At 65.9% G+C, this 23,910-nt stretch carries 19 protein-coding genes and 1 pseudogene; 19 read left to right on the top strand and 1 reads right to left on the bottom strand.

Annotation, left to right across the window (positions count from 1 at the left end):
• The first annotated feature begins 5 nt into the window (after positions 1 to 5).
• The 10 genes from G6N13_RS06795 to G6N13_RS06750 all read left to right on the top strand — a co-directional run bounded on the left by G6N13_RS06795 (position 6) and on the right by G6N13_RS06750 (position 16,881).
• Entirely contained in the window at positions 6 to 920 is a 915-nt protein-coding gene (locus tag G6N13_RS06795; protein WP_163695547.1) for a decaprenyl-phosphate phosphoribosyltransferase, read from the top strand.
• A 61-nt stretch (positions 921 to 981) separates the two neighbouring features.
• Positions 982 to 2,898: a terminal beta-(1->2)-arabinofuranosyltransferase gene (gene zomB / locus G6N13_RS06790; protein ID WP_322789307.1), complete on the top strand. Its 1,917-nt coding sequence runs from the start codon at positions 982 to 984 to the stop codon at positions 2,896 to 2,898.
• Between the two features lie 287 nt (positions 2,899 to 3,185).
• Positions 3,186 to 4,097 (top strand): esterase family protein, encoded by a 912-nt coding sequence (locus G6N13_RS06785; RefSeq protein WP_163695543.1) that lies wholly within the window; start codon positions 3,186 to 3,188, stop codon positions 4,095 to 4,097.
• Between the two features lie 117 nt (positions 4,098 to 4,214).
• Complete coding sequence (locus G6N13_RS06780; RefSeq protein ID WP_163695541.1) at positions 4,215 to 5,222, top strand: esterase family protein; 1,008 nt, start codon at positions 4,215 to 4,217, stop codon at positions 5,220 to 5,222.
• A 156-nt stretch (positions 5,223 to 5,378) separates the two neighbouring features.
• Complete coding sequence (locus G6N13_RS06775; RefSeq protein WP_407663879.1) at positions 5,379 to 6,266, top strand: alpha/beta hydrolase-fold protein; 888 nt, start codon at positions 5,379 to 5,381, stop codon at positions 6,264 to 6,266.
• A gap of 81 nt (positions 6,267 to 6,347) precedes the next feature.
• The gene (locus tag G6N13_RS06770) at positions 6,348 to 6,794 is read left to right on the top strand and encodes a DUF732 domain-containing protein (RefSeq protein ID WP_235677951.1); all 447 of its coding nucleotides are present in this window, start codon (positions 6,348 to 6,350) and stop codon (positions 6,792 to 6,794) included.
• Positions 6,795 to 6,815: 21 nt separating this feature from the next.
• The gene (culp6, locus tag G6N13_RS06765; RefSeq protein WP_163695538.1) at positions 6,816 to 7,835 is read left to right on the top strand and encodes a carboxylesterase Culp6; all 1,020 of its coding nucleotides are present in this window, start codon (positions 6,816 to 6,818) and stop codon (positions 7,833 to 7,835) included.
• Positions 7,836 to 8,084: 249 nt separating this feature from the next.
• The gene (gene fadD32, locus G6N13_RS06760) at positions 8,085 to 9,980 is read left to right on the top strand and encodes a long-chain-fatty-acid--AMP ligase FadD32 (protein ID WP_163695536.1); all 1,896 of its coding nucleotides are present in this window, start codon (positions 8,085 to 8,087) and stop codon (positions 9,978 to 9,980) included.
• A gap of 161 nt (positions 9,981 to 10,141) precedes the next feature.
• Positions 10,142 to 15,334, top strand: coding sequence for a polyketide synthase Pks13 (pks13, locus tag G6N13_RS06755; RefSeq protein ID WP_322789306.1), 5,193 nt, complete (start codon positions 10,142 to 10,144; stop codon positions 15,332 to 15,334).
• A complete protein-coding gene (locus G6N13_RS06750; RefSeq protein WP_163695530.1) occupies positions 15,331 to 16,881 on the top strand; it encodes an acyl-CoA carboxylase subunit beta in 1,551 nt (516 codons plus the stop codon). Before pks13 ends, G6N13_RS06750 begins: the two co-directional genes overlap by 4 nt.
• 26 nt (positions 16,882 to 16,907) lie before the next feature.
• On the opposite strand, the gene G6N13_RS06745 is transcribed toward G6N13_RS06750, so the two are convergent.
• On the bottom strand, positions 16,908 to 18,173 hold the full coding sequence (locus G6N13_RS06745) for a glycoside hydrolase family 27 protein (protein WP_163695527.1): 1,266 nt from the start codon (positions 18,171 to 18,173) through the stop codon (positions 16,908 to 16,910).
• A 96-nt stretch (positions 18,174 to 18,269) separates the two neighbouring features.
• Here G6N13_RS06745 and G6N13_RS24930 point away from each other — a divergent pair, with 96 nt between their 5' ends.
• The 9 genes and pseudogenes from G6N13_RS24930 to G6N13_RS06700 all read left to right on the top strand — a co-directional run bounded on the left by G6N13_RS24930 (position 18,270) and on the right by G6N13_RS06700 (position 23,909).
• Positions 18,270 to 18,635: a glycosyltransferase family 39 protein gene (locus tag G6N13_RS24930; protein ID WP_163695524.1), complete on the top strand. Its 366-nt coding sequence runs from the start codon at positions 18,270 to 18,272 to the stop codon at positions 18,633 to 18,635.
• 167 nt (positions 18,636 to 18,802) lie between these two features.
• Entirely contained in the window at positions 18,803 to 19,255 is a 453-nt protein-coding gene (locus G6N13_RS24925) for a mannosyltransferase YkcB-related protein (RefSeq protein WP_163695521.1), read from the top strand.
• An 11-nt stretch (positions 19,256 to 19,266) separates the two neighbouring features.
• On the top strand, positions 19,267 to 20,034 hold the full coding sequence (locus tag G6N13_RS06730; protein WP_163695518.1) for an SCO6745 family protein: 768 nt from the start codon (positions 19,267 to 19,269) through the stop codon (positions 20,032 to 20,034).
• Positions 20,035 to 20,147: 113 nt separating this feature from the next.
• Positions 20,148 to 20,324, top strand: a pseudogene (locus tag G6N13_RS06725) (MspA family porin); the annotation flags it as partial.
• A gap of 53 nt (positions 20,325 to 20,377) precedes the next feature.
• Positions 20,378 to 20,770 carry a hypothetical protein gene (locus G6N13_RS06720; protein WP_163695515.1) on the top strand — a complete coding sequence of 131 codons (393 nt, stop codon included), beginning with the start codon at positions 20,378 to 20,380 and terminating at the stop codon, positions 20,768 to 20,770.
• Entirely contained in the window at positions 20,767 to 21,204 is a 438-nt protein-coding gene (locus G6N13_RS06715; protein ID WP_163695511.1) for an RDD family protein, read from the top strand. The genes G6N13_RS06720 and G6N13_RS06715 overlap by 4 nt, the downstream gene beginning before the upstream one ends.
• 29 nt (positions 21,205 to 21,233) lie before the next feature.
• The gene (locus G6N13_RS06710; protein ID WP_163695506.1) at positions 21,234 to 22,496 is read left to right on the top strand and encodes a serine/threonine-protein kinase; all 1,263 of its coding nucleotides are present in this window, start codon (positions 21,234 to 21,236) and stop codon (positions 22,494 to 22,496) included.
• Between the two features lie 315 nt (positions 22,497 to 22,811).
• The gene (locus G6N13_RS06705) at positions 22,812 to 22,952 is read left to right on the top strand and encodes a hypothetical protein (RefSeq protein ID WP_163695503.1); all 141 of its coding nucleotides are present in this window, start codon (positions 22,812 to 22,814) and stop codon (positions 22,950 to 22,952) included.
• A 630-nt stretch (positions 22,953 to 23,582) separates the two neighbouring features.
• Entirely contained in the window at positions 23,583 to 23,909 is a 327-nt protein-coding gene (locus G6N13_RS06700; RefSeq protein ID WP_163695502.1) for a hypothetical protein, read from the top strand.
• The last annotated feature ends 1 nt before the right edge of the window (position 23,910 follow it).

The following is a 23,910-nucleotide window of genomic DNA, read 5'->3' as shown; positions in this document are numbered from 1 at the left end:
CGCCCATGAGTGAGGGTAGGAAGCAGGTCGCCGGACCGCCGAGCAATCTGTTCACCGGGATCATCAAGGCCATCCGCCCCCGGCAATGGGTCAAGAACCTGCTCGTGCTGGTCGCCCCGTTGGCGGCTCTGGGCCGGGACGTGCAATACGACTACGCCGATGTCGGATTCAAGGTGTCGGTCGCGTTCGTGGTCTTCTGCCTGGCCGCATCGTCGATCTACCTCATCAACGACGCTCGCGACGTCGACGCTGACCGCGCCCACCCCACCAAGCGGCACCGGCCCATCGCGGCCGGGGTGCTGCCGGTCGGGCTGGCCTACGGCATCGCCGTGGCGCTCGCCGTCGCATCGCTGGGCATCTCCTGGTGGCTGACCCCGCAGCTGGCGCTGGTCATGGGCATCTATATCGGCATCCAACTGGCGTACTGCTTCGGCCTCAAACATCAAGCGGTGCTGGACATCTGCATCGTGTCCTCGGGCTTCCTGATTCGGGCCATCGCTGGTGGTGTGGCCGCGGGAATCCCGCTGTCGCAATGGTTCCTGCTCGTGATGGCGTTTGGCGCGTTGTTCATGGCGGCCGGTAAGCGCTACGCCGAACTGCAGCTCGCTGAGCGCACCGGTGCCAAGATCCGTAAATCACTGGAGAGCTACACCAGTTCCTACCTGAGGTTCGTGTGGACCCTGTCGGCGACGGCGGTGGTGCTCTGCTACGGACTGTTCGCCTTTGAGCGCGACGGCAGCACCGGATCGTGGTGGGCGATATCGATCGTGCCGTTCACGATGGGCATCCTGCGGTATGCCATCGACGTCGACGGCGGTCTGGCCGGTGAACCCGAGGAGATCGTGCTGGGCGACCGGGTGCTGCAGCTGCTGGGATTGGTGATGATCGGAACGGTCGTTGCAGCGATCGCCTTCAGTTGAGCCACTGACTTCTGAACGTGGCCCGGCCGAGGCCGGGCCGCTGAAATTGCCGTGGGCGCCGGTGTTCCCGCTGCGGCCGCTGGCCCGCATCAGCTTCTGGCTCAGCGTTGTTCTGGTCGCCGCGTTGTGGGCCTGGGGCGCCTGGCAACGACGCTGGATCGCCGACGACGGTTTGATCGTGCTGCGCACTGTGCGCAATCTGCTCGCCGGCAACGGTCCGGTGTTCAACGCCGGTGAGCGGGTGGAATCCAACACCTCCACGCTGTGGACCTTCCTGACCTATTTCGGCGGGCTCATCGGCGGGCCGGTGCGGCTGGAGTACGTGGCGCTGGCCCTGGCGCTGAGCCTGTCTGTCGCGGGTGTCGTATTCGTCATGGTCGGCACCGCACGGCTATTCGCACCGGGGTTGCAGGGGCACCGGGCGCTGCTGCTGCCGGCAGGCGCCCTGGTGTACATCGCGATCCCACCCGCACGCGATTTCGCCACCTCGGGTCTGGAGAACGGCCTGGTGCTGGCCTGGATAGGCCTCTTGTGGTGGCTGATGGTCGCCTGGTCGCAAGCGCCACGGCGCTGCGGCAGCGGACCCGCTTTCACGGCCGCGCTGGCGTTTGTCGCGGGCTTGAGCGTGCTGGTTCGTCCCGAGCTCGCTCTTGTCGGCGGGCTGGCGCTGGTGATGATGCTCGTCGCCGCCAGGGGCTGGCGGCGCCGGCTGCTCATCGCGATCGCCGGCGGGCTGTTCCCGGTGGGTTATCAGATCTTCCGAATGGGTTACTACGGGCTGCTGTTCCCGCAGACCGCGTTGGCCAAGGACGCCACTGGCAACAAATGGGCGCAGGGCCTGATCTACCTGGCCAACTTCGATGCGCCGTACGCGCTGTGGCTGGCGGCGCTGCTGATGATCGCGCTCGGTGCGGTAGTGGTGGCGGCACGCAGAACCGCGGGCCCGGCGGCAGGCCCGACTGGCCGGATCGCCAGCCGGCTCCAAAGCCCTACGGCTGTCGTCATTTTCATGCTCGTCAGTGGTCTGGTACAGGCGCTGTACTGGATCCGTCAGGGCGGCGATTTCATGCACGGCCGGGTATTGCTGACACCAGTGTTCTGCCTACTGGCCCCGGTGTCGGTGATACCGCTGGTATTACCCGACACCGTCTCATCGGCGCGGGACCAGGCCGTGGTGCTGGCCGGCTCGACCGCCGCGCTGTGGCTGGGCGTGATCGGCTGGTCGCTGTGGGCGGCGAACTCGCCGGGGATGGGCCGCGATGCCACCCGAGTCACGTATTCGGGCATCGTCGACGAGCGGCGGTTCTATTCGCAGGCCACCGGACATGCGCATCCGCTGACCGCGGCCGACTACCTGGACTACCCGCGCATGCGTGCGGTGCTGACCGCGATCAACAACACGCCTGACGGGGCGTTGCTGTTGCCGTCGGGGAACTACGACGTGTGGGATGTGGTGCCCGCCTTCCCGCCGCCACCACCACCGCCCGGTGTCTCGATGGACACCTGGCGTCGTCAAATAGTGCCGCACACAGTGTTTTTCACCAATCTCGGGATGCTCGGCATGAACGTCGGGCTGAACATCAGGGTGATCGATCAGATCGGTCTGGCGAATCCGATCGCGGCGCATACCGCGCGTCTGGATGACGGCCGGATCGGTCACGACAAGAACCTCTTCCCGGATTGGGCTGTTGCCGAAGGGCCCTGGCTCAAGGAGCATCCGTACGTGCCGCCCTACCTCGACGAGGGCTGGATCGCCGAGGCCGGGGTTGCCCTGGGCTGCCCGGAGACTGACGCGATGCTGAACTCCATCCGCGGCCCGTTGGGGATTCGCAGGTTCGTGTCGAACGTTGCGCACGCGCTCGATTTCACCCGCTATCGCATCGATCGGGTGCCGCAGTACGAGTTGCAACGTTGCGGTCTGCCGGAGCCGTCGCTGAAGGGGACGCCGTACACGGGCTTGCCGGCGACGGGCCCCTAGTCCGGCCCGCGTGGGGCCAAAGTGGGCTGAGTGCAGGGTGTTACGTGCATTCCGGTTCCCGGAGATGGCCCGATTGTGGCCGATATCTCACCGCTTAGGGGTTTCGTGCAGCAGGTTTCATGATTTCGTCGCGCACGCGGTAACTTGGTTTGCCAGCCGGGCCCTATCCGGTAACGCTGCGGTCAGTTTGCGGCGATACACACATCAGGTGTGACAACGCTGGGCGAACCAATGTCAGTGCGGACAAGGGTTGTGCCATGCCCGTAAACGAATGAGTTGAGCAACCGATGGTTCGTGCCGTGAGAGTCTCCCTCACCGCCGTCCTGCTGCTGGCTGCGCTGGCAACAGTTGTCGGCGTGACCCCGAGCGCGAATGCGTTCTCCCGGGATGGCCTTCCAGTGGAGTACCTGGATGTGTACTCGCCGTCGATGAACCGCAACGTCCACGTCGAGTTCCAGGGTGCCGGAGCCGCGTCCACAGCGGTCTACCTGCTCGACAGTCTGCGGGCCCAGGACGACTACAACGGCTGGGATATCAACACCCCGGCGTTCGAGTGGTTCTACGGCACCGGTGTTTCGGTGGTGATGCCAGTCGGCGGGCAGTCCAGCTTCTACAGCGACTGGTACTCGCCGTCGAGCTTCAACAAACAGCCCTACACCTACAAGTGGGAGACCTTCCTCACCAGCGAGCTGCCGCAGTGGTTGGCCGCCAACAAGCAGGTCTCCGCGACTGGCAACGCGGTGGTCGGGGCGTCGATGTCCGGCGGCGCCGCGCTGATCCTGTCGGCTTACCACCCACAGCAGTTCAGCTACGCGGCCTCGCTGTCGGGCGTCCTCAATCCCTCGGCGCCGCCGGTGCAGCAGGCCATTCGAGTGGCCATGATCGACGCCGGCGGTTACAACGTCGACAACATGTGGGGCGCACCGTGGGACCCCGCGTGGAAGCGCAACGACCCGGTGCTGCAGGCCGCCACCATCGCCCACAACGGCACCCGGCTGTGGATCTACAGCACGCCCGGGCGGACGGATCTGGAGATGTTGGCGATGGCGAGCAACAAGGATTTCCAAACCGCCTACACCGCGGCTGGAGGCACAGCAGCGACGTTCGAATTTCCGCAGTCCGGCAGCTCTTCGTGGCCGGATTGGGGAGCCCAGTTGGCGGTACTGAAACCCGACCTCATCGCCACAATTAGCCGGTGAGAGGGCGGTCGCGATGACATCTGTCGAAGAGGAACGATCAGGCCACATGTGGTTGACTGACAGGGCACGGCTGCCTTGATCGCATGCGGTGCGGCACCCAAAAAAGGATGAAAATAAATGAAATTCGTTGAGAAGTTGCGAGGCGTTTGGCTGCGCCGGCTGACAGTCGCTGCCGCGGCTGCCGCCGTGCTGCCCGGCCTGATCGGCGTCGTCGGCGGCTCCGCAACGGCGGGAGCATTCTCCAAGCCGGGCCTGCCGGTCGAGTACCTCGAAGTGCCGTCTGCAGGCATGGGACGCGATATCAAGATCCAGTTCCAGAGCGGTGGCCCCAACTCGCCGGCGGTCTATCTGCTCGACGGTCTGCGCGCCCAGGACGACTTCAACGGCTGGGATATCAACACCCCGGCGTTCGAGTGGTACTACAACTCGGGCCTGTCGGTGATCATGCCCGTCGGCGGCCAGTCCAGCTTCTACTCCGACTGGTACAAGCCGGCGTGCGGTAAGGCCGGTTGCCAGACCTACAAGTGGGAAACCTTCCTGACCCAGGAGCTGCCCGCGTACCTGGCCGCCAACAAGGCGGTCAAGCCGACCGGCAGCGCGGCTGTTGGTCTGTCGATGGCCGGCTCGGCCGCATTGACCCTGGCGATCTACCACCCCGAGCAGTTCCCGTACGCCGCTGCGCTGTCGGGCTTCCTCAACCTGTCCGAGGGCTGGTGGCCGATGCTGGTCAACCTGTCGATGGGTGATGCCGGCGGTTTCAAGGCCAACGACATGTGGGGTCCGACCGAAGACCCGAACAGCGCCTGGAAGCGCAACGACCCGATGGTCAACATCCAGAAGCTGATCGACAACAACACCCGCATCTGGATCTACTGCGGCGACGGCAAGCCGTCCGATCTGGATGCCGGAACCAGCTCGGGCAACCTGTTCAACGCCAAGTTCCTCGAAGGGTTCACGTTGCGGACCAACAAGACGTTCCGCGACACCTACCTGGCCAAGGGTGGCACCAACGGGGTGTTCAACTTCCCCGCCAACGGCACCCACCAGTGGAACTACTGGGGCCAGCAGCTGCAGCAGATGAAGCCCGACATTCAGCGCGTGCTCGGCGCCACGCCGACCGCCTGAGCTTCACCTCCAGTAGCAATCGACAACTACCAACGGCGACGACCTTCATGGTCGTCGCCGTTGGCATATCCAAACCATCTGACTAAGCGGTGTGATTCACTACTTTGCAGGTGGGGCGGGGCTGTACCCGTGACTAGTCGACTTGAGGTGACCATGATGAGTCTGTCGGGCCTGTTCCGGGGAGTCTGCGCCACAGTTCTGGCGCTGGGACTGTGGGGCGCGACCGCGCCGGCTTCTCACGCCGCCGATGTCGAGTATCTGATGGTGCCGTCGGGCGCCATGGGCCGCGACATCCCGGTGGCATTCCAGGCCGGCGGCCCGCATGCCGTGGTGCTCCTGGATGCGTTCAACGCCGGCGACCCGGTCAGCAACTGGGTCACCGCGGGCAACGCCTTCAACACCCTCGCCGGTAAGGGCGTCTCGGTGGTCGCGCCGGCCAGCGGCGCGTTCACCCTGTACACCAACTGGGAAGCCGACGGCACCCGGCAGTGGGAGACCTTCCTGTCCGACGAGCTGCCCAATTGGTTGGCGGCCAACAAGGGCCTGGCGCCCGGCGGGCACGCGATCGTCGGTGCCGCCCAAGGTGGCACCGGAGCCCTCATGGAGGCGACGTTCCACCCGGACCGCTACCGCTACGCAGGGTCGATGTCAGGCTTCCTGACCCCGTCGAACACTTTCCTCAATGGCGCGATCACGGCCGGCATGAATGAATTCGGCGGGGTGAACACCCAGGCCATGTGGGGTGCCGCGCAGCTAGGCCGGTGGAAGTGGCGCGACCCTGACGTGCACGCCCAGCTGCTGGTGGACAACAACACCCGGCTGTGGATCTTCAGCCCCCAGACCCTGACCTGCAGCGACGTGCCCGCCATGATCGGTTACTGCGACCAGGCCCAGGGCAGCAACCGCGCCTTCTATGCCCACTACCGTTCCCTGGGCGGGCGCAACGGGCACTTCGACTTCCCGGCGGGTGGCAACCATGATTGGGGCAACTGGGCCGCTCAGTTGGCCGCGATGTCCGGCGACCTCGCGGCAGCTATCAAATAGGTAACAAGTCCGCCTAACTGTTAGCTTTCCGCAACCTTCTGGAGCTCTGGGCCACTCAGGGGCAGCCGGTAACGTGGAGCCGTGCACCGCTCGCTCGTGATCGGCCTGGTCGGCCCAACGGCCTGGTTGATGGTGGCCTGCAGTTCGGGTGAGGACCTGGTGACCACCGCCTTGCCGCCCGCGCCCTACGGAGCCATTCATGGCCAGGGCGCGGTCCTGGGTCCGGACGTCGATCTGCAGTCCACTAAATTCGATGTCACCCCGGCACAGCGCGAGTTCCTCGACGCGCTCACCGCCGCGGGTGTGTACCCGTCCAGCGAGCTGGAAGCATTGAGTATCGGCTCCCACGTCTGCCAGGCCCATGCGGCCGGTCAAAGCGATCAGGCAGTCTGGGACTACATCGCGCCGATGGTGCGCAGCGACGTCAGCGACTCACTATCGCCGGTGCCGGCGCACACCGCCCCCGAGCCGAAGGCGACCGAGGCCACGGCCGACTACATCCGGATCGCCACCCAGCGGCTCTGCTAACAGGAAGACAACGCCCCTTCCATGGCTCGAACCTCCCGGACTAACGCCCGGCGTAGACGCCATCGCATCCTCGGACTGGTCGCCGCTGGTGCGATGGCCGTCGTCGTCGCGCTCGTCGTCGCCATCATCGTGATCATCGTGCGCCGGCCGGAGTCGCCACCGACGGCTGTGCCGCCGACTGCGCTGCCGCCTACCAGCTCGCCGGGCCAGCACAAGCCGCGGCCCGAATTCCAGGACGCCAGCTGCCCCGATGTGATGATGATCGCGATCCCCGGTACCTGGGAATCGTCACCGACCGACGATCCGCTGAACCCGACCCAGTTCCCGCTGTCGTTGATCGGCAACGTCACCCGGCCGCTCGCGGGGCAGTTCGGCGGTGACCGGGTAGAGGTGTACACCATTGCGTACACCGCGCAGTTCCATAACCCGCTGTCGCAGGATAAGCAGATGTCCTACAACGACAGTCGGGCCGAGGGCACCCGCGCCACAGTCAAGGCGATCACCGATATGAACAATCGCTGCCCGCTGACTAGCTATGTCCTGGCCGGCTTCTCCCAGGGCGCGATCATCGCCGGTGATATCGCCAGCGATATCGGCAACGGCCGGGGTCCGATCGACGAGGACCTGGTCCTTGGGGTGACGTTGATCGCCGACGGCCGCCGCCAGGTGGGCGTCGGGCAGGACATCGGTCCCAACCCGCCCGGCCAGGGCGCCGAGATCACACTCGCCGAATTCCCGGCGCTGTCGGCGATGGGTCTGACGATGACGGGCGCGCGCCCGGGCGGATTCGGTGCGCTGAACAACCGCACCAACGAGATTTGCGGTCCCGGTGACCTGATCTGCGCGGCCCCCCAGGAAGCGTTCAATATCACCAACCTGCCGTCCACCCTTGACGTGTTGGCCGGCGGTGCCGGGCAGCCGGTGCACGCCCTCTATAACACGCCGCAATTCTGGAACCTCGACGGGCAAACGGCCACACAGTGGACACTGAACTGGGCGCACAACCTCATCGAGAACGCGCCGTATCCGAAACACGGATGACGTGGACGCTTCGGCGGCCGAGGATTTGGCCGCTGCCGCGACTACGCTTAACATTAAGAAGAAAATAAGAGCTGCACGCGTATGCGGGGCCCCAGTGCCGACCGGGCCCCTTAGGTTCCAGGTGGGACCGGGATGACTCTGTACGATCTGGGAGGTTTGGGACCCGCGACGCATGGACGACGCGGTGGCGCGACTTTATGCGCGGCCGCCACAGAGCCCGACACAGATGTGTGCTGACAGGAGATTGGTATGCCGTTCCACAATCCGTTCATCAAGAACGGGCTGATCACCTTCCCCGAGGGCGCCAGCGTGGTCAAGCACGTGGAGCGCTGGGCCAAGGTCCGCGGTGACAAGGTCGCCTACCGCTTCCTGGATTTCTCGGTCGAACGCGATGGCGTCGTACGCGAACTGACCTGGGCCAACTTCGGCACCCGCAACCGTGCCGTCGCCGCCCGGCTGCAGCAGGTGACCCAGGCCGGCGACCGGATCGCGATCCTATGCCCGCAGAACCTCAACTACCTGGTGGCTTTCTTCGGCACCATGTACTCCGGCCGCGTCGCCGTCCCGCTGTTCGACCCGTCCGAGCCCGGCCACGTCGGCCGGTTGCACGCAGTTCTGGACGACTGCGGCGCATCGGCGATCCTGACCACCACTGAAGCCGCCGAGGGTGTGCGCAAGTTCTTCCGTAGCCGTCCGGCCAAAGAGCGTCCCCGTGTCATCGCCGTCGACGCGATCCCCGACGAGGTCGGCGCCACCTGGGAGCCGCACGACTCGGCCATGGACGCCGATGCCGTCGCCTACCTGCAGTACACCTCGGGCTCGACCCGGATTCCCAGCGGTGTGCAGATCACCCACCTGAACCTGGCCACCAACGTGGTGCAGGTGATCGAGGCACTCGAGGGCGAAGAGGGCGACCGCGGTGTCTCCTGGTTGCCGTTCTTCCACGATATGGGCCTGGTCACCGCGCTGCTGCCGGCGATGATCGGCCACTACTTCACGTTCATGACGCCCGCCGCGTTCGTCCGCCGGCCCGGCCGCTGGATCCGCGAGCTGGCCCATCGAGAGGGCGACACCGGGGGGACCATCTCGGTGGCCCCGAACTTCGCCTTCGATCACGCCGCCGCGCGAGGTCTGCCCAAGGACGACGAAGAGCCAATCGATCTGTCGAACGTCAAGGCGATCCTCAACGGCAGTGAGCCGATCTCGGCGGCCACCGTGCAGCGCTTCAATGATGCCTTCCGCCCCTTCGGCTTCCAGCCCAAGGCCATCAAGCCGTCCTACGGTCTGGCCGAGGCGACGCTGTTCGTGTCGACCACCCCGGCTGCGGAAGAGCCGAAGATCGTCTCGGTCGACCGCGACCAGCTCAACCGTGGCATGTTCGTCGTGGTGCCCGACGATTCGCCGACGGCAGTCGCCCAGGCCTCGGCGGGTAAGGTCGGCGTGGCCGAGTGGGCCGTGATTGTCGACAACGAGACCGCCACCGAGCTGGTCGACGGTCAGATCGGCGAGATCTGGATCAGCGGCCAGAACATGGGCACCGGCTACTGGAACAAGCCCGAAGAGACCGTCGCGACATTCCAGAACATCCTCAAGTCCCGGACCAGCCCGTCGCACGCGGAGGGCGCCGCCGACGAGGCGACCTGGGTGCGCACCGGTGACCTGGGCGCCTTCCACGACGGTGAGCTCTACATCACCGGCCGCGTCAAGGACCTGGTGATCATCGACGGCCGCAACCACTACCCGCAGGACCTGGAGTACTCCGCTCAGGAGTCCACCAAGGCCGTGCGGACCGGGTTCGTCGCCGCGTTCTCGGTGCCCGCCAACCAGCTGCCCGACGAGGTGTTCGAGAACGCGCACGCCGGGCTCAAGCGCGACGCCAATGACAGCTCCGAGCAGCTCGTGATCGTCGCCGAGCGTGCGGCCGGTTCGCACAAGATGGAGCTGGGGCCCGTTTCCGACGACATCCGCGCGGCCATCGCGGTTCGCCACGGTGTGACGGTGCGTGACGTGCTGCTGACTCCGGCCGGCGCGATCCCGCGTACCTCCAGCGGCAAGATCGGCCGGCGCGCCTGCCGGTCGGCGTATCTGGACGGCACCCTTCGCAGCGGGAAGGTGGCCAATGCCTTCCCCGATGAAACGGAATGACGACCGAAGGAAGTGCTCAACCGACGATGGGGTGGCCGCCCCTTCGCACGAGGTGAGGCCTCATGTCTGAATCACACACGCCCGAAACGTCCGAAACGCCCGAAACGCCTAGCCCATCAGAGGCCCTGAGCCCGCCCCGCACCGACATGACGGTGCAGGAAATGCGCGAATGGCTGCGCAACTGGGTGGCCAACTCGACCGGGCAGCCGCCCGGTGCGATCGACGAGTCCACCCCGATGGTCGAGCTGGGCCTGTCCTCCCGCGACGCGGTCGCGATGGCCAGCGATATCGAGGACCTCACCGGTGTCACGCTGACCGCCACGGTGGCCTTCCGTCATCCCACCATCGAGGCGCTGGCCACCGTGATCGTCGAGGGCGAGCCGGAGGTGGAATTCGACGGCGACAGCGAAGACTGGTCGCGCGCAGCCGACGTCGAGGACATCGCGATCATCGGTGTGGCCACCCGGTTCCCGGGTGACTTGAACACCCCCGACGAGATGTGGGCGGCGCTGCTCGAGGGCCGCGATTCGATCACCGATCTGCCCGACGGCCGCTGGGAGGAATTCCTGGCCGAACCGCGCATCGCCGAGCGGGTGGCCAAGGCCGCGACCCGCGGCGGATATCTCAGCGACATCAAGGGTTTCGACGCCGAGTTCTTCGCGCTGTCGAAGATGGAAGCCGACAATATGGATCCGCAGCAGCGGATGGCGCTGGAGCTCACTTGGGAAGCGCTGGAAAACGCCCGCATCCCGGCCTCCAGCCTGCGTGGCACCGATGTCGCGGTGTACATCGGCTCGACGAACAACGACTACCAGTTCCTGGCGGTGGCCGACCCGACGACCGCGCATCCCTACGCGATCACCGGCACCACGAGCTCGATCATCCCCAACCGGGTGTCCTACTTCTACGACTTTCGCGGCCCGTCGGTGTCCGTCGACACCGCCTGCTCGAGCTCGCTGGTCGCTGCACACCACGGTGTACAGGCGCTGCGCTCCGGGCAGGCCGAGGTGGCGTTGGTCGGCGGCGTCAACGCGATGATCACCCCCCTGGCGACGATCGGCTTCGACGAGGTCGGTGGTGTGCTCGCACCGGACGGCCGGATCAAGTCGTTTTCGGCTGACGCCAACGGATATTCGCGTTCCGAGGGCGGCGGTATGCTGGTGCTCAAGCGGGTGTCCGACGCCCGCCGCGACGGCGACGAGATCCTGGCCATCATCGCCGGCAGCGCCATCAATCACGACGGCCGCTCGAACGGTATGCTCGCGCCGAACCCCGACGCACAGGCCGACGTGCTGCGTAAGGCGTACAAGAATGCCGGAATCAACCCGCGCAGTGTCGATTACATCGAGGCACACGGCACCGGCACCATCCTCGGCGATCCGATCGAAGCCGACGCCCTGGGCCGGGTGATCGGCAGGGGCCGTCCCGCAGACCAGCCGGCACTGCTGGGCGCGGTGAAATCCAATGTGGGACATCTGGAGTCGGCCGCGGGTGCAGCCAGCCTCGCCAAGGTGGCGCTGTCGCTGAGCCGCAACAAGGTTCCGCCGTCGATCAACTACGCCGGGCCCAATCCGTATATCGACTTCGAGGGCATTCATCTGCGGGTGGCCGATAAGGTCACCGACTGGCCGCGCTACAGCGGGCACGCGATCGCCGGGGTCTCCGGATTCGGCTTCGGTGGTGCCAACGCGCACTTGGTGCTGCGCGAGGTGCTGCCCTCGGATCTGGTTGAGCCGCAACAGGAATCTGACTCGGTCGACCGCGGCGCGAAAGCCGTTGATGCCGACGCCGTGTATGTGGGCGGGGTCCGGATGGACGAGTACGGCGAGTTCGTCGATGACGAGCCTGCCAACGACGAGTACGCGGCGGCGGGCGCATACGCCGAGGACGCCGAGTCGGAACTGCCCGGGCTGACTGACGCGGCGCTGGAACTCATCGAGGCTGCGCGCGCTGAGTGGGAATCCTCTGAGCAGCCCGTTCCCGTTGTTCCGCTTGCCGTTTCGGGGTTCCTGACCTCACGCAAGCGTGCGACGGCCGCCGAGTTGGCGGACTGGGTCGACAGCCCCAAGGGTCGGGCGACGTCGCTGGAGGCCATCGGCCGCTCCCTGTCGCGGCGTAACCACGGCCGCTCGCGGGCGATAGTGATGGCCCACGACCACGACGAAGCCGTCAAGGGCCTGCGCGCGATCGCCGACGGCAAGCAGAGTCCGCTGGTGTACAGCGCCGACGGGCCGGTGACCAACGGACCGGTGTGGGTGCTCGCCGGATTCGGTGCACAGCATCGCAAGATGGGTAAGAGCCTGTATCTGCGCGACGCGGTGTTCGCCGAGTGGATCAACAAGGTCGACGCATACATCCAAGACGAGCGCGGCTACTCCGTCGTCGAGCTGATCCTCGACGATGCGATCGACTACACGAACGAAACCTGCGAATACCCGATCGAAGTGGTCCAGACGGTGATTTTCGCCCTCCAGATCGCGCTCGGCGAACTGCTCAAGCACCATGGCGCGAAACCCGCTGCGGTGGTAGGCCAGTCGCTCGGTGAGGCGGCCGCCGCCTACTTCGCCGGCGGTCTGTCGCTGGCCGATGCGACCCGCGCCATCTGTGCCCGCGCGCACCTGATGGGTGAGGGCGAGGCCATGCTGTTCGGCGAGTACATCCGGCTGATGGCGCTGGTCGAGTACTCGGCCGAGGAGATAAAGACCGTGTTCTCCGATTTTCCGGGCCTGGAGGTGTGCGTGTACGCCGCTCCGACCCAGACCGTCATCGGCGGTCCACCGGAACAGGTCGACGCGATCATCGCTCGCGCCGAATCCGAGGGCAAATTCGCCCGCAAGCTACAGACCAAGGGTGCCAGCCACACTCAGCAGATGGACCCGCTGTTGGGCGAGCTGGCCGCCGAGCTGCAGGGTATCGAACCGCACCCGCTGCAACTCGGATACTTCTCGACGGTGCACGAGGGCAGCTACATCCGCCCGGGCGGCGAGCCGATCCACGATGTCGACTACTGGAAGAAGGGGCTGCGTCACAGCGTCTACTTCACCCACGGCATCCGTAACGCCGTCGACAGCGGACACACCACCTTCCTGGAGCTGGCGCCGAACCCGGTGGCGCTCATGCAGGTTGGGTTGACCACGGCAGCTGCCGGACTGCACGACGGGCAGCTGATCGCCACCTTGGCTCGCAAGCAGGACGAGGTCGAGTCGATGATCGCGGCGATGGCTCAGCTCTACGTCTACGGCCACGACCTGGATCTGCGGACGCTTTTCGACGCGGGGGAGTACGCCGCTATTCCGCCGACCCGCTTCAAGCGCAAGCCGCACTGGCTGGATGTGCAATTCAGCGGTGACAGCGCGGTGATGATGCCGGGCAACCATGTCGCGACGCCCGACGGTCGCCACGTCTGGGAGTACTCGCCGAAGGGGCAGGCCGATCTGGCGGCTCTGGTGAAAGCCGCTGCAGCGCAAGTGCTTCCGGATGCGAAGCTGACGGCGTCCGAACAGCGCGCGGTGGTTGGCGACGGGGCCCGGCTGGTGACGACGCTGACCCGGCATCCCGGTGGGGCCTCGGTGCAGGTGCATGCCCGTATCGAGGAGTCCTTCACTTTGGTGTACGACGCCGTCGTCACCCGTGGCGGTGCGGCGTCGGCCTTGCCCTCGGCGGTGGCTGTTGCTGTCACGGCACCTGCGGTGGAAGCGGTGGACGAGCCCGACGATGCAGAAATCTTGTCCGACAATCTGGCTGCGGGCGCCGGCCTGGCCGCCGGGTTCGCCAAGTGGTCGCCGGATTCCGGCGAGACCGTGGCCGATCGGTTGGGTGCGATCGTCGGCGGAGCCATGGGCTACGAGCCCGAGGACCTGCCGTGGGAGGTGCCGCTGATCGAGCTGGGTCTGGATTCGCTGATGGCCGTGCGGATCAAGAACCGCGTCGAGTACGACTTCGACCTGCCGCCGATCCAGCTGACTGCAGTGCGCGACGCCAATTTGTATGCGGTCCAAACGCTCATCGAGTACGCGATCGAGCACCGTGACGAGGTCGGCGATCTGCATGAGCACCAGCAGGGTCAGTCTGCCGAGCAGAATGCGGCGGAGATGAACGCGCTGCTGACCGCGACCAAGGCGGCCGTTGACGCGCCTGCAGCACCGGCGGCCCCGGTCGAGGATAAGCTCGAGATCCCGCCGCCGCCAACCGATCCCTCGGGTCCGAAGTCCACCGCTGCCGCGGCCGCAGCCAAGGTGTTGACCCAGGAGGCGGTCACCGAGGCGCTCGGCGCCGATGTGCCGCCGCGCGACGCCGCCGAACGCGTGACGTTCGCGACGTGGGCGATCGTCACCAGAAAGTCCCCGGGAGGCATCTTCAACGAGCTGCCTGCACTCGACGACGAGACGGCGACGAAGATGGCCGGCCGGCTCTCGGAGCGCGCCGACGGCACCATTACCGTCGAGGACGTCAAGTCCGCCAAGACCATTGAGGAACTGGCCACCACCGTCCGCAACCAGCTCGAGGATGGTGTTGTCGACGGGTTCGTGCGTGTCCTGCGCGCGCGGCAAGAAGGCAGCACCAAGACCCCGGTGTTCGTGTTTCATCCGGCCGGCGGTTCGACGGTGGTCTACGAGCCGCTGATGAAGCGGTTGCCCGCGGACACCCCGATCTACGGGCTGGAGCGGGTCGAGGGTTCGATCGAGGAGCGCGCCGCCGAGTACGTGCCGAAGCTGATGGAGATCAATGGCGCCGGCCCGTACATCCTCACTGGCTGGTCGCTGGGTGGGGCGCTGGCCTACGCCTGCGCGGTCGGGCTCAAGCGCAACGGCTGTGACGTCCGCTTCGTCGGCCTGATCGACACCGTGCGCGCCGGCGAGGAGGTGCCGCAGACCAAGGAGGAGATCCGCGCTCGCTGGGATCGGTACGCCCTGTTCGCTTCGCGTACCTTCAACGTCGACATCCCCGAGATCCCGTACGAGCAGCTCGAACAACTCGACGATGACGGTCAGGTCAGGTTCGTGCTGGACGCCGTCAAGGAGGCCGGCGTCGACATCCCGGGCGGGATCATCGAGCACCAGCGCACGTCGTATCTGGACAACCGGGCCCTGGATACCGCTCACATCGAGCCCTATGACGGGCATGTCGCGCTGTACCTGGCCGACCGCTACCACGATGACGCGATCATGTTCGAGCCGCGCTACGCCATCCGCAAGCCCGATGGCGGGTGGGGTGAGTTCGTATCCGACCTGGAGGTGGTGCCGATCGGGGGCGAGCACATCCAGGCGATCGACGAGCCGTACATCGCCAAGGTCGGGGCACATCTGAGCGAGGCGATCCACCGTATCGACGCCGAGGAGAACGAGGCCAAGTGACTGCTGTGACCACTGCCGAAAAGCTCGCCGAACTCCGCGAAAAGCTGGAGCTCGCCAAGGAACCGGGCGGCGAGGCGGCCGTCGCCAAACGTGCGAAGAAGGGCAGCACCAGCGCGCGCGCCCGGATTCACGCCCTGGTCGACCCGGGTAGCTTCCTCGAGATCGGTGCCTTGGCCAAGACGCCCGGCGATCCCAACGCGTTGTTCGGCGATGGCGTCGTCACCGGGCACGGCACCATCAACGGCCGTCCGGTCGGCGTCTTCAGCCATGACCAGACCGTCTTTCAGGGTTCCGTCGGCGAGATGTTTGGCCGCAAGGTCGCCAAGCTGATGGAGTGGGTGGCCATGGTCGGCTGCCCGATCATCGGGATCAACGACTCTGCGGGGGCGCGCATTCAGGACACCGCCACCTCGCTGGCCTGGTACGCCGAACTGGCCCGGAGGCATGAAATGCTGCGCGGCCTGGTCCCCGAAATCTCGATCATCCTGGGCAAATGCGCTGGGGGGGCGGTGTATTCGCCGATCCAGACCGACCTATTGGTGGCGGTTCGCGACCAGGGTTACATGTTCATCACCGGCCCGGACGTCATCAAGGACGTGACCGGCGAGGACGTCACGTTCGACGAACTCGGCGGTGCCGATGTCCAGGCCCAGCGTGGCAACATCCACAAGGTGGTGGACACCGAGGCCGACGCCTTCCAGTATGTCCGCGATTACCTGGAATTCCTGCCCGCCAACACCTTTGACGATCCGCCGATCATCAACCCGGGCCTTGAGCCCGAGATCACCCCGCACGACCTGGAACTCGACAGCCTCGTTCCCGACGCCGACAACGTCGCTTACGATATGCACGAGATCCTGCTGCGGATCTTCGACGACGGCAACATCTTCGACATCGGTGAGCAGCGCGGCCCGGCAATGATCACCGCATTCGCGCGCGTCGACGGGCGTCCGGTCGGTGTGATCGCCAACCAGCCGATGTACCTGTCGGGTGCGGTCGACACCGAGGCCTCCGACAAGGCGGCCGGCTTTATCCGATTCTGTGACTCGTTCAATCTTCCGTTGGTGTTCGTCGTCGACACCCCCGGTGCCATGCCAGGGGTGGCGGAGGAAAAGAACGGCATCATCAAGCGCGGCGGCCGATTCTTCAATGCGCTGGTGGAGGCCAGCGTGCCGAAGGTGACCGTCATCATCCGCAAGGCTTACGGCGGCGGATACGCGGTGATGGGCTGCAAGCAGCTGACCGCGGACCTGAACTTCGCCTGGCCGACGGCCCGGATCGCCGTCATCGGCGCCGAGGGTGCGGCGCAGCTACTGGTCAAGCGTTTCCCCGATCCCAACGCGCCCGAAGTGCTCAAGATCCGCGCCGATTTCATCGAGGGCTACAACCTCAACCTCGCCACACCGTGGACGGCGGCGGAGCGCGGCTACATCGACGGTGTGATCGAGCCTCATGAGACGAGGCTGCTGCTGCGCAAATCGCTGCGGCTCTTGCGTGGCAAGCAGATCAGCCGGGTGCAGCGTAAGCACGGTCTGACCCCGATCTAGACCGTCGTCGCCCTGACCAAAGCCGGTTAGCCGCAGCCTGGATCGACCCGCAGCACCACCGTCGCGTGCGGAGCGATCGGCCCTGCCCGAAGGTCACCGGCGCTTGTGGCGTCGGTGTGGGTCCACAGATCGCGCACGCGGTAGCACGCGACGGGGGAAAGCCCGACGGCTGCCGTGGTGGTCGTGATCGAGGCCGGTTGTGAGTCCGGGTTCACCATGGCGATGGCAATCGAGCCTCCGGTGAGGGGCTTGACCATGACCCTGCGGTCACCGGCTAACGGGCGGCCCGCCACCGCGAGCCCGTCCTGGTCCACGGCAATGATGTCGCGGTTGGTGAGAAAATCGCGGGTCTGCGCCGACATCGACCGAATATCGTTGCCGGCCAACAACGGTGCCGCCATCATCGCCCACAGTGAGACGTGGGTGCGTTGCTCGTCTGCGGTCAAGCTGGGCCCAACCTGCCCCGCCAGGGTCTCAGCCATACCCTGATGGGTTTTCAGGAAGTTGGGCCAGGCGATCCCGGCGACCAGCATGTCGGGGTCATTGAAATAGCCGGGCCGACTGTGCGACGCCAGCGGGACGGAAGCATCGACCTGCTCTTGGACCCCGAACACCGGACCATTTTTCCCGAAATGGCTGCGCCACAACGGAACCAGATCGATCGTGTTACGTGCCATATCGGCAATGCCCGACCAGTCGTAGTCGGTCCTGGCGCCGGGGTCGCCCGAAACATTGGGGTTGATGCTGTAGAAGATATGTCTTCCCGTGGCGCGCAGCGCATCCCGCATCGCGGTGAAGGCGTGCACCTGATCGGAATGGTCGGTATCGGTGCTGCACCAGTCGTACTTCAGGTAGTCGACGCCCCAGCGAGCGAACGTGTCCGCGTCGGCGGATTCGTGGCCCGCGCTGGCATTGGCCTTCCCGAGCCCGCACAGTTCGTAGCTTGGGCTGGCATACAGGCCCAGCAGCATCCCGTGGTCGTGGGCGTACTTCGCGACAGCGGAGATGCCGCCGGGGAATCGGCTGGGATCAGCCTGCAGATTGCCCTCCGCGTCGCGGTGGCTGGCCGACCAGCCATTGTCGAGGTTGACGTACCGATATCCGGCGTCGCGCATCCCGGAGGACACCAGCGCGTCGATGGTCTGCTCGACAGTCTTTTCGCTCAGCGGGATTCCGGAGTTCCACGAGTTCCATCCCATCGGGGGTGTGCGGAACGAGGGTGCCTCGGCGGGTGGTGACCCGCAGGCCGCGATCAGAGCTAAGCAGCCGAGGGCCGGTAGGAGTCGGCGCATAGGGCAAGACTAGGAGGCGCGCCAAAGTGGGCGTGTGCACGGGGGGTGCGGCAGGGATGCCATGGACCCAAGTCAACGACTCGCAGGAACCACCTGATGTGCGGAGCGTACTGCGCTGTCCGCGCGATGGAGCGGGCCAGCGTCAAGTGGCTGATGTTAGCCGTTGCGGCCCTGGGTTTTGCATTCCTGGCCAACATGCTGGAAGGCTTGATGGTGGCGCCGGCCTTCGGGCTGGCCTACCTGCTCGTCGCGCCGACGTCGTCCCGGCCCTACCTGGCCGGCTCGACCGACAACAACTTCATGAACCTGGTCATCGGCTACAACGGCTTGGCGCGGATTCTCGGGCGCGAGCAGGCCGGGGCTCCGGGGGCGGCCGCCCCACCCGAAGGGCTGCAGCAGCACGGCGGTTTCGGCGGCTTCGGTCGGCAAGATCCAGGAATCACAGAGCTTTTCACCGGTTAGTTCGGGTTCGAGATGGGCTGGCTGCTGCCCGCGGCGCTGCTCGGTCTGGTGTTCGTCTTGGTGATACGCGCCCGTGCGCCGAGGACCGATCTGATCCGAGGCGGTGCCGTACTGTTCGGCGGCGGCTGGCGATCGCCGGACTGGCGCTGGGCATCCTTGCCGGCGGGATGGGATCGGCCGCATACACATTCGCGACCATCGGCCCGTCCCACGCCGGCGGCAACGTTCAGGTCGGGCCCGCGCAGGCGGCTCGAAATGGTGGGCACGGACGGCACGGAGACGACGGTGACAACACCGAACTCGACGCGCTCCTGCAGGGCACGGACACCACCTGGTCGGCAGCGGTCAACGGATCGGCGGCGGCCGCTGGTGTGGAGTTGGCGACGAATACCTCGGTGATGGCGATCGGCGGATTCGGTGGAAGCGACCCGGTTCCCTCCCCTGCTGCGTTCCAGGCCGACGTCGCCAACCGCGAGATCGGCTGTTACATCGCGCCCGGCAACCAGGGTGGTCCCGGCCGCGGCAATCAGCACGCCGATATCACCGCCTGGGTGGCGGCCAACTTCTCGCCGAAAACCGTTGGCTCCGATACCGTGTACGACCTTCAGCCCAGTCCGTAAGCTCAGCCCGCATGAGCGATATCGACGTCGAATCGATCCGTGCCGCCGGGGCGGCCATTGGCGAGGCCATCAGTGTGTTCATGCTGAATCCGGACACCTTCGAGAAAAGCTTGGCCGCCGGCTACCCGGACCCATTCGCCGCGTACTTCGCCGGCCGCGGCGGTGTGCTCGGTGACGCGACTGGCACCACGGTCACCGCGGTGTTCGCGGTCTTCGAACCCAATCTCGCGCGGTCATGCTGGGAAAACGGCGTCGCCGTGCACGATGCGTCCGAGAGCTGCCGCCTGTACTGGGAACAGCTCGCCGGCTTCGGCCGGAGGTATCTGAGCGGGGCCGAGGGCCTAGATCGCATCGCCGCGCTCGGCGAGAAGGTGATTGCGGAGGCGCCTGAACCCGGCCTGCCGCTGTACGCGGGTTGGCGGGCCATGCCGCTGGCCGACGACGCCCCCGCACGGGCGTTTCAGGTGATGATGGTGCTGCGTGAACTGCGCGCCGCGGTGCACTTCAATGCCCTCACGATTTCCGGTGTGAGTCCTGTTGAGGCGCACATCCTCAACCACGGCACGGATTACGCCGCGTTCATGGGCTGGCAGCCACCGTTCGTCGAGGCCGCCGACAAGAGAGGCGTCTACGACGACGTCGAGGACCTGACGAACCGGCGGATGGCGCAGATCTACCGATCGGCGTTGACCGCCGCCGAGGCTGACGAGCTGGCCCGGCTGAGTGAGGGCGCGCTGGCATCGCTGAAGGCGAGCGCACCACCACCCGTCGGCGCCTGATGTGATCGCGGAGATTATTAGCGCCGTGAGCCTTAAACGCGCAGCTGGTGCCACGCCGTCGGTCTATCACCATGTTTGCCGATCTCTCTGACTCCGGGTAGGAACGCTCACCGGAAGTCGCCACCTTCTCGGTGGACGTCTCCGGCCCCAACGGCTCGGTCGCGGTGGCCAACGCCCACGGCACCGTCACCGGTGCCGCCGGGGGTGTGTTGCTGCGCCCCTTCGCCCGGCTGATCTCCAAGGCCGGTGACAGCGTCACCACCTATAGCGAACCCTGGGACATGAACTGACCCGACGGATTGAGCGGGGCGCGCCGGGGCTTTGCCCTGACTAGGATTCCCTCGTGTTCTGGGAACGACTGCCACTGATCGGTGGGCCGCTGCAAGCCACCCGGGAGGAAGCCACCCGGGTCGGCGTCGCGGCGCTGACCCGGGTCGTCGAGCTCGTCGTCGCCCAGATCGACCTGACGACACTTATCCGGGAGCAGCTCGACATCGACGCGATCGTGACCGATGTCGATATCGAGGCGATCATCGCGCGCATCGATTTGATCGGGCTGGCCAACCAGATCATCGACGGGGTCGATCTGCCCGCGATCATCCGCGAGTCCACCGGAAGTGTCACCGCCGAAGTCATGACCGACGTTCGCAGCCAGACTGCCCGTGCGGACGACATGATCTCCGGGTTCGTCGACCGGATGTTGGGGCGAGAGCCGGGAATCCAGGAATCCCGGTGACCAATGCCGGCATTGTGTCCCGAGGTTTGGCCGCGCTCATTGACATGCTTGTCGTCGTCATCACCATGGGTGCGCTCTATCTGGGGTTGGCGCTGACCACCCTGATCCTCAACCCGGCGACGTTTCGCTTTCCCGAACCCAATCTCATCTTCTCGACCACGGTGACGCTTACGGTGGCGGTGCTGTACCTGACCGGGTGCTGGACGCTATCCGGGCGGACGGTGGGCACGGTCGCGCTGGGTGTGCGCGTGGTGGACAAGCGGGCCAAATCTCTGCGGATCCCGGTCGCTGGCCTGCGGGCGGTGGCATGCGTGTTGTTCCCGGTCGGACTGTTGTGGGTGGCTGTCGACCGGCAGCGACGGTCGGCGCAGGACATCCTGCTGGGCAGCCGCGTGATTTACGACCGTCCTACCGTGACTGTTTCGGTTCGATAATCGGCACCCTCGCCCTTTACGATGCCCCAATGCCGTTAACTGACGGCCAGGTCGTTGCTGGTTACACCATCCTGCGGACACTGGGGGCCGGAGGTATGGGTGAGGTGTACCTCGCCTCGCACCCCAGGCTGCCGCGGTATGACGCACTCAAAGTTCTCGGGTCCGCGGTGAGCTCCGATGAGGAGTATCGGCAGCGGTTCATCCTCGAGGCGGACATGGTGGCGACGCTGTCGAACCCGCACATCGTCACGATCTACGACCGCGGCGAGTTCGACGACAAGCTCTGGATCGCGATGGAGTATGTCGACGGAACCGACGCCTCTCGTCTGTTGGCCGAGCGCTATCCGTACGGAATGCCCCCCGACGAGGTCGTGCGCATCATCACCGGGATTGCCGACGCACTCGACTACGCGCACGGGCACGGTCTGCTGCACCGCGACGTCAAACCCGCCAATATCCTGCTGGGGGTTCCCGGCTCCGGCGATCAGCGGGTCATGTTGGCCGACTTCGGCATCGCCCGGTGGATGGGCCAGACCAGCCAACTGACCGGTACCAATATGACGGTCGGCACGGTCGCCTACGCCGCCCCCGAACAGCTCAAGGGCGAGAACGTCGACGGCCACGCCGACCAGTACGCACTGGCTGCGACCGCCTACCATCTACTGACCGGCGTGCCGCCGTTCACGCACACCAATCCGGCGATCGTGATCAGTCAGTGCCTCAGTTCTGATCCACCGGCGATCGGCGCTAAGCGGCCCGAGTTGGCTTGTCTGAGTCCGGTTTTCGCCAAGGCGTTGGCCAAGGATGCCGGCAAGCGCTACAAGCGTTGCGCCGACTTCGCACAAGCGTTGCAGCAAGGTCTGGGCACCTCCGAACGAGCTCACCATGCTAGCGACGTGACCAGTCAGGCCCTCGCGGTGAAGGCTGCCCGCCGGCGGCACGCTAAACCGGAGCCCACGTCATCGCGTCGTCGGCTGTTGGTCCCGGCCATTCTCGGTGCCGTCGTCATCGTCGCCGGCGCGGCGGCAGGGATTTCGCTGCTGTTCGGCCACGGCGACGTGAACACCGCCGCGACCACCCAGGCGTCGCGGACGGCGTCACCACCGCCCGCGGTCTCCGGCCGGATGGACCTGCCCGTCGTGGTGATCGGTGCGAACTGTGCGGTGATGGGCGCGGCAGCCGTCAGCGAGAAGGGTGCGCCCGCCTACTGTGCGCATGTCACGGCCGGGGCCTCGACTACGGTCTGGTCGCTGCTCCCGGAGAAGCTGCTGCCCGGTTCCGGGTCTGGCTAGCGCCGGTCTTGGTGTGGGCGTGGTCGGCCGCTGTGATGTGGGGGCTGATGCGGGGGCCTTGGCGTTGCGCATCGCGACCGGGACGTCGATCAGGAGTGCTTGAACAGCGGGAAGCGCGGTCTGGAGATTGTTGAGCTGCGCTGAAATCTCGCCGGGAATCAGGTGGCCCGACCGCTCAAAGCTGGCCGGACTAGGTGAGCACACTTTGCGATACCTGCTCGGTGATCGGGGCGATAGGGTTTGACCCCACAGGCAGCGGGTGAGTCGTGTCCACCCTGGTGGCAAAGTCCCCGATCTTCCTGCAGCGGGTTGGCGGTGAGTGTCGCGGCCTGCGTGACGACGTGCGGGGCAGGTGGGGTGCGCACTGCCGCCAACGGGGCGGTCGTCGCTGCGGTCAGGCTGACTCCGGCGGCGAGCGAGATCGGTGTCATCGCCCCGCCGAGTATGCACGGTTGACCATCGACGTCGTGGACGTGGATCGCCGACCGGTGTGCCGATCCGGCGGATACCCGGTAAAACGATGTGCCGCAGACCATTGATCGTGGTGATGGAACCCTCACCGTCGCGATCGCACACCTACCCCGCGTCGGATGCTCAGTGATGCTTCGTCGCCGCTACCACGGATCGCGCGCAACCACCCGTTCGAGTTACCGGCTCACCGCGTCGCGATGAGTACCGAATCATTGACGCCGACATCATTAAGGACCACATCATCAGTCAAGCCATCGCTGATGGCATCTACGACCGCCTGATAACCATGGCCCCATTCGCCGACGGCCGTGGGCTCGCGCCACGCGAATTGTCCGCACTCGCGCATGTGGCGTCAGTGCGCCTCGCCGAAGCCATCCGGGAAACGTGCACCCGCCTCAAGGGGAATGTGGTCATCGAGGGCCCCCTCACCTGGCATCTATAGGGGCCCAACAGCTTGGCGCGCGCTGGGGGAGTAGTAACGTAACGAAAACGGTTCTGCATCAAGCATTGTGCACAATTGGCAGGGGGCGAAGATTTTATTGACAGCCGAATGTACGCAGTTCTGACCTTGTGGCGCAGCCCGATTCCGCACGGCGATAACCGATCGTGTTCGCTGTGAATACACGCGATGGCGTGTTGCTGGAATCGTCCTCGGCTCTGGTGGTGCTGGGCGCAGTGGCGTGCGGGTCCAAAGGTGCGACGACGCATCACCAGTACAACTCCGGCTCGGGTGGCGGGCAGCGACAGCAGATGGTCATCGAGACGCAGGCGTCGCAGACCGTCGAAACGGCAACGCAGATTGAAACTTCGGTCGCGACGTCAGTCCAGACCACGACTCAGACGCTCACGGTGGCACCGGCTCGTCAGAACGGGCCCAATGGTCTTGGCGACCGGAAGGGCCACTGGCCGTGGGTGCGCTGGATGCAGGATGGGTGCCACTAGC

This window comes from Mycolicibacterium sarraceniae (assembly GCF_010731875.1).
GTDB lineage: Bacteria > Actinomycetota > Actinomycetes > Mycobacteriales > Mycobacteriaceae > Mycobacterium > Mycobacterium sarraceniae.
The sequence above is the reverse complement of the archived record's forward strand: the minus strand, read 5'-3'. Positions and strand labels throughout refer to the sequence as shown.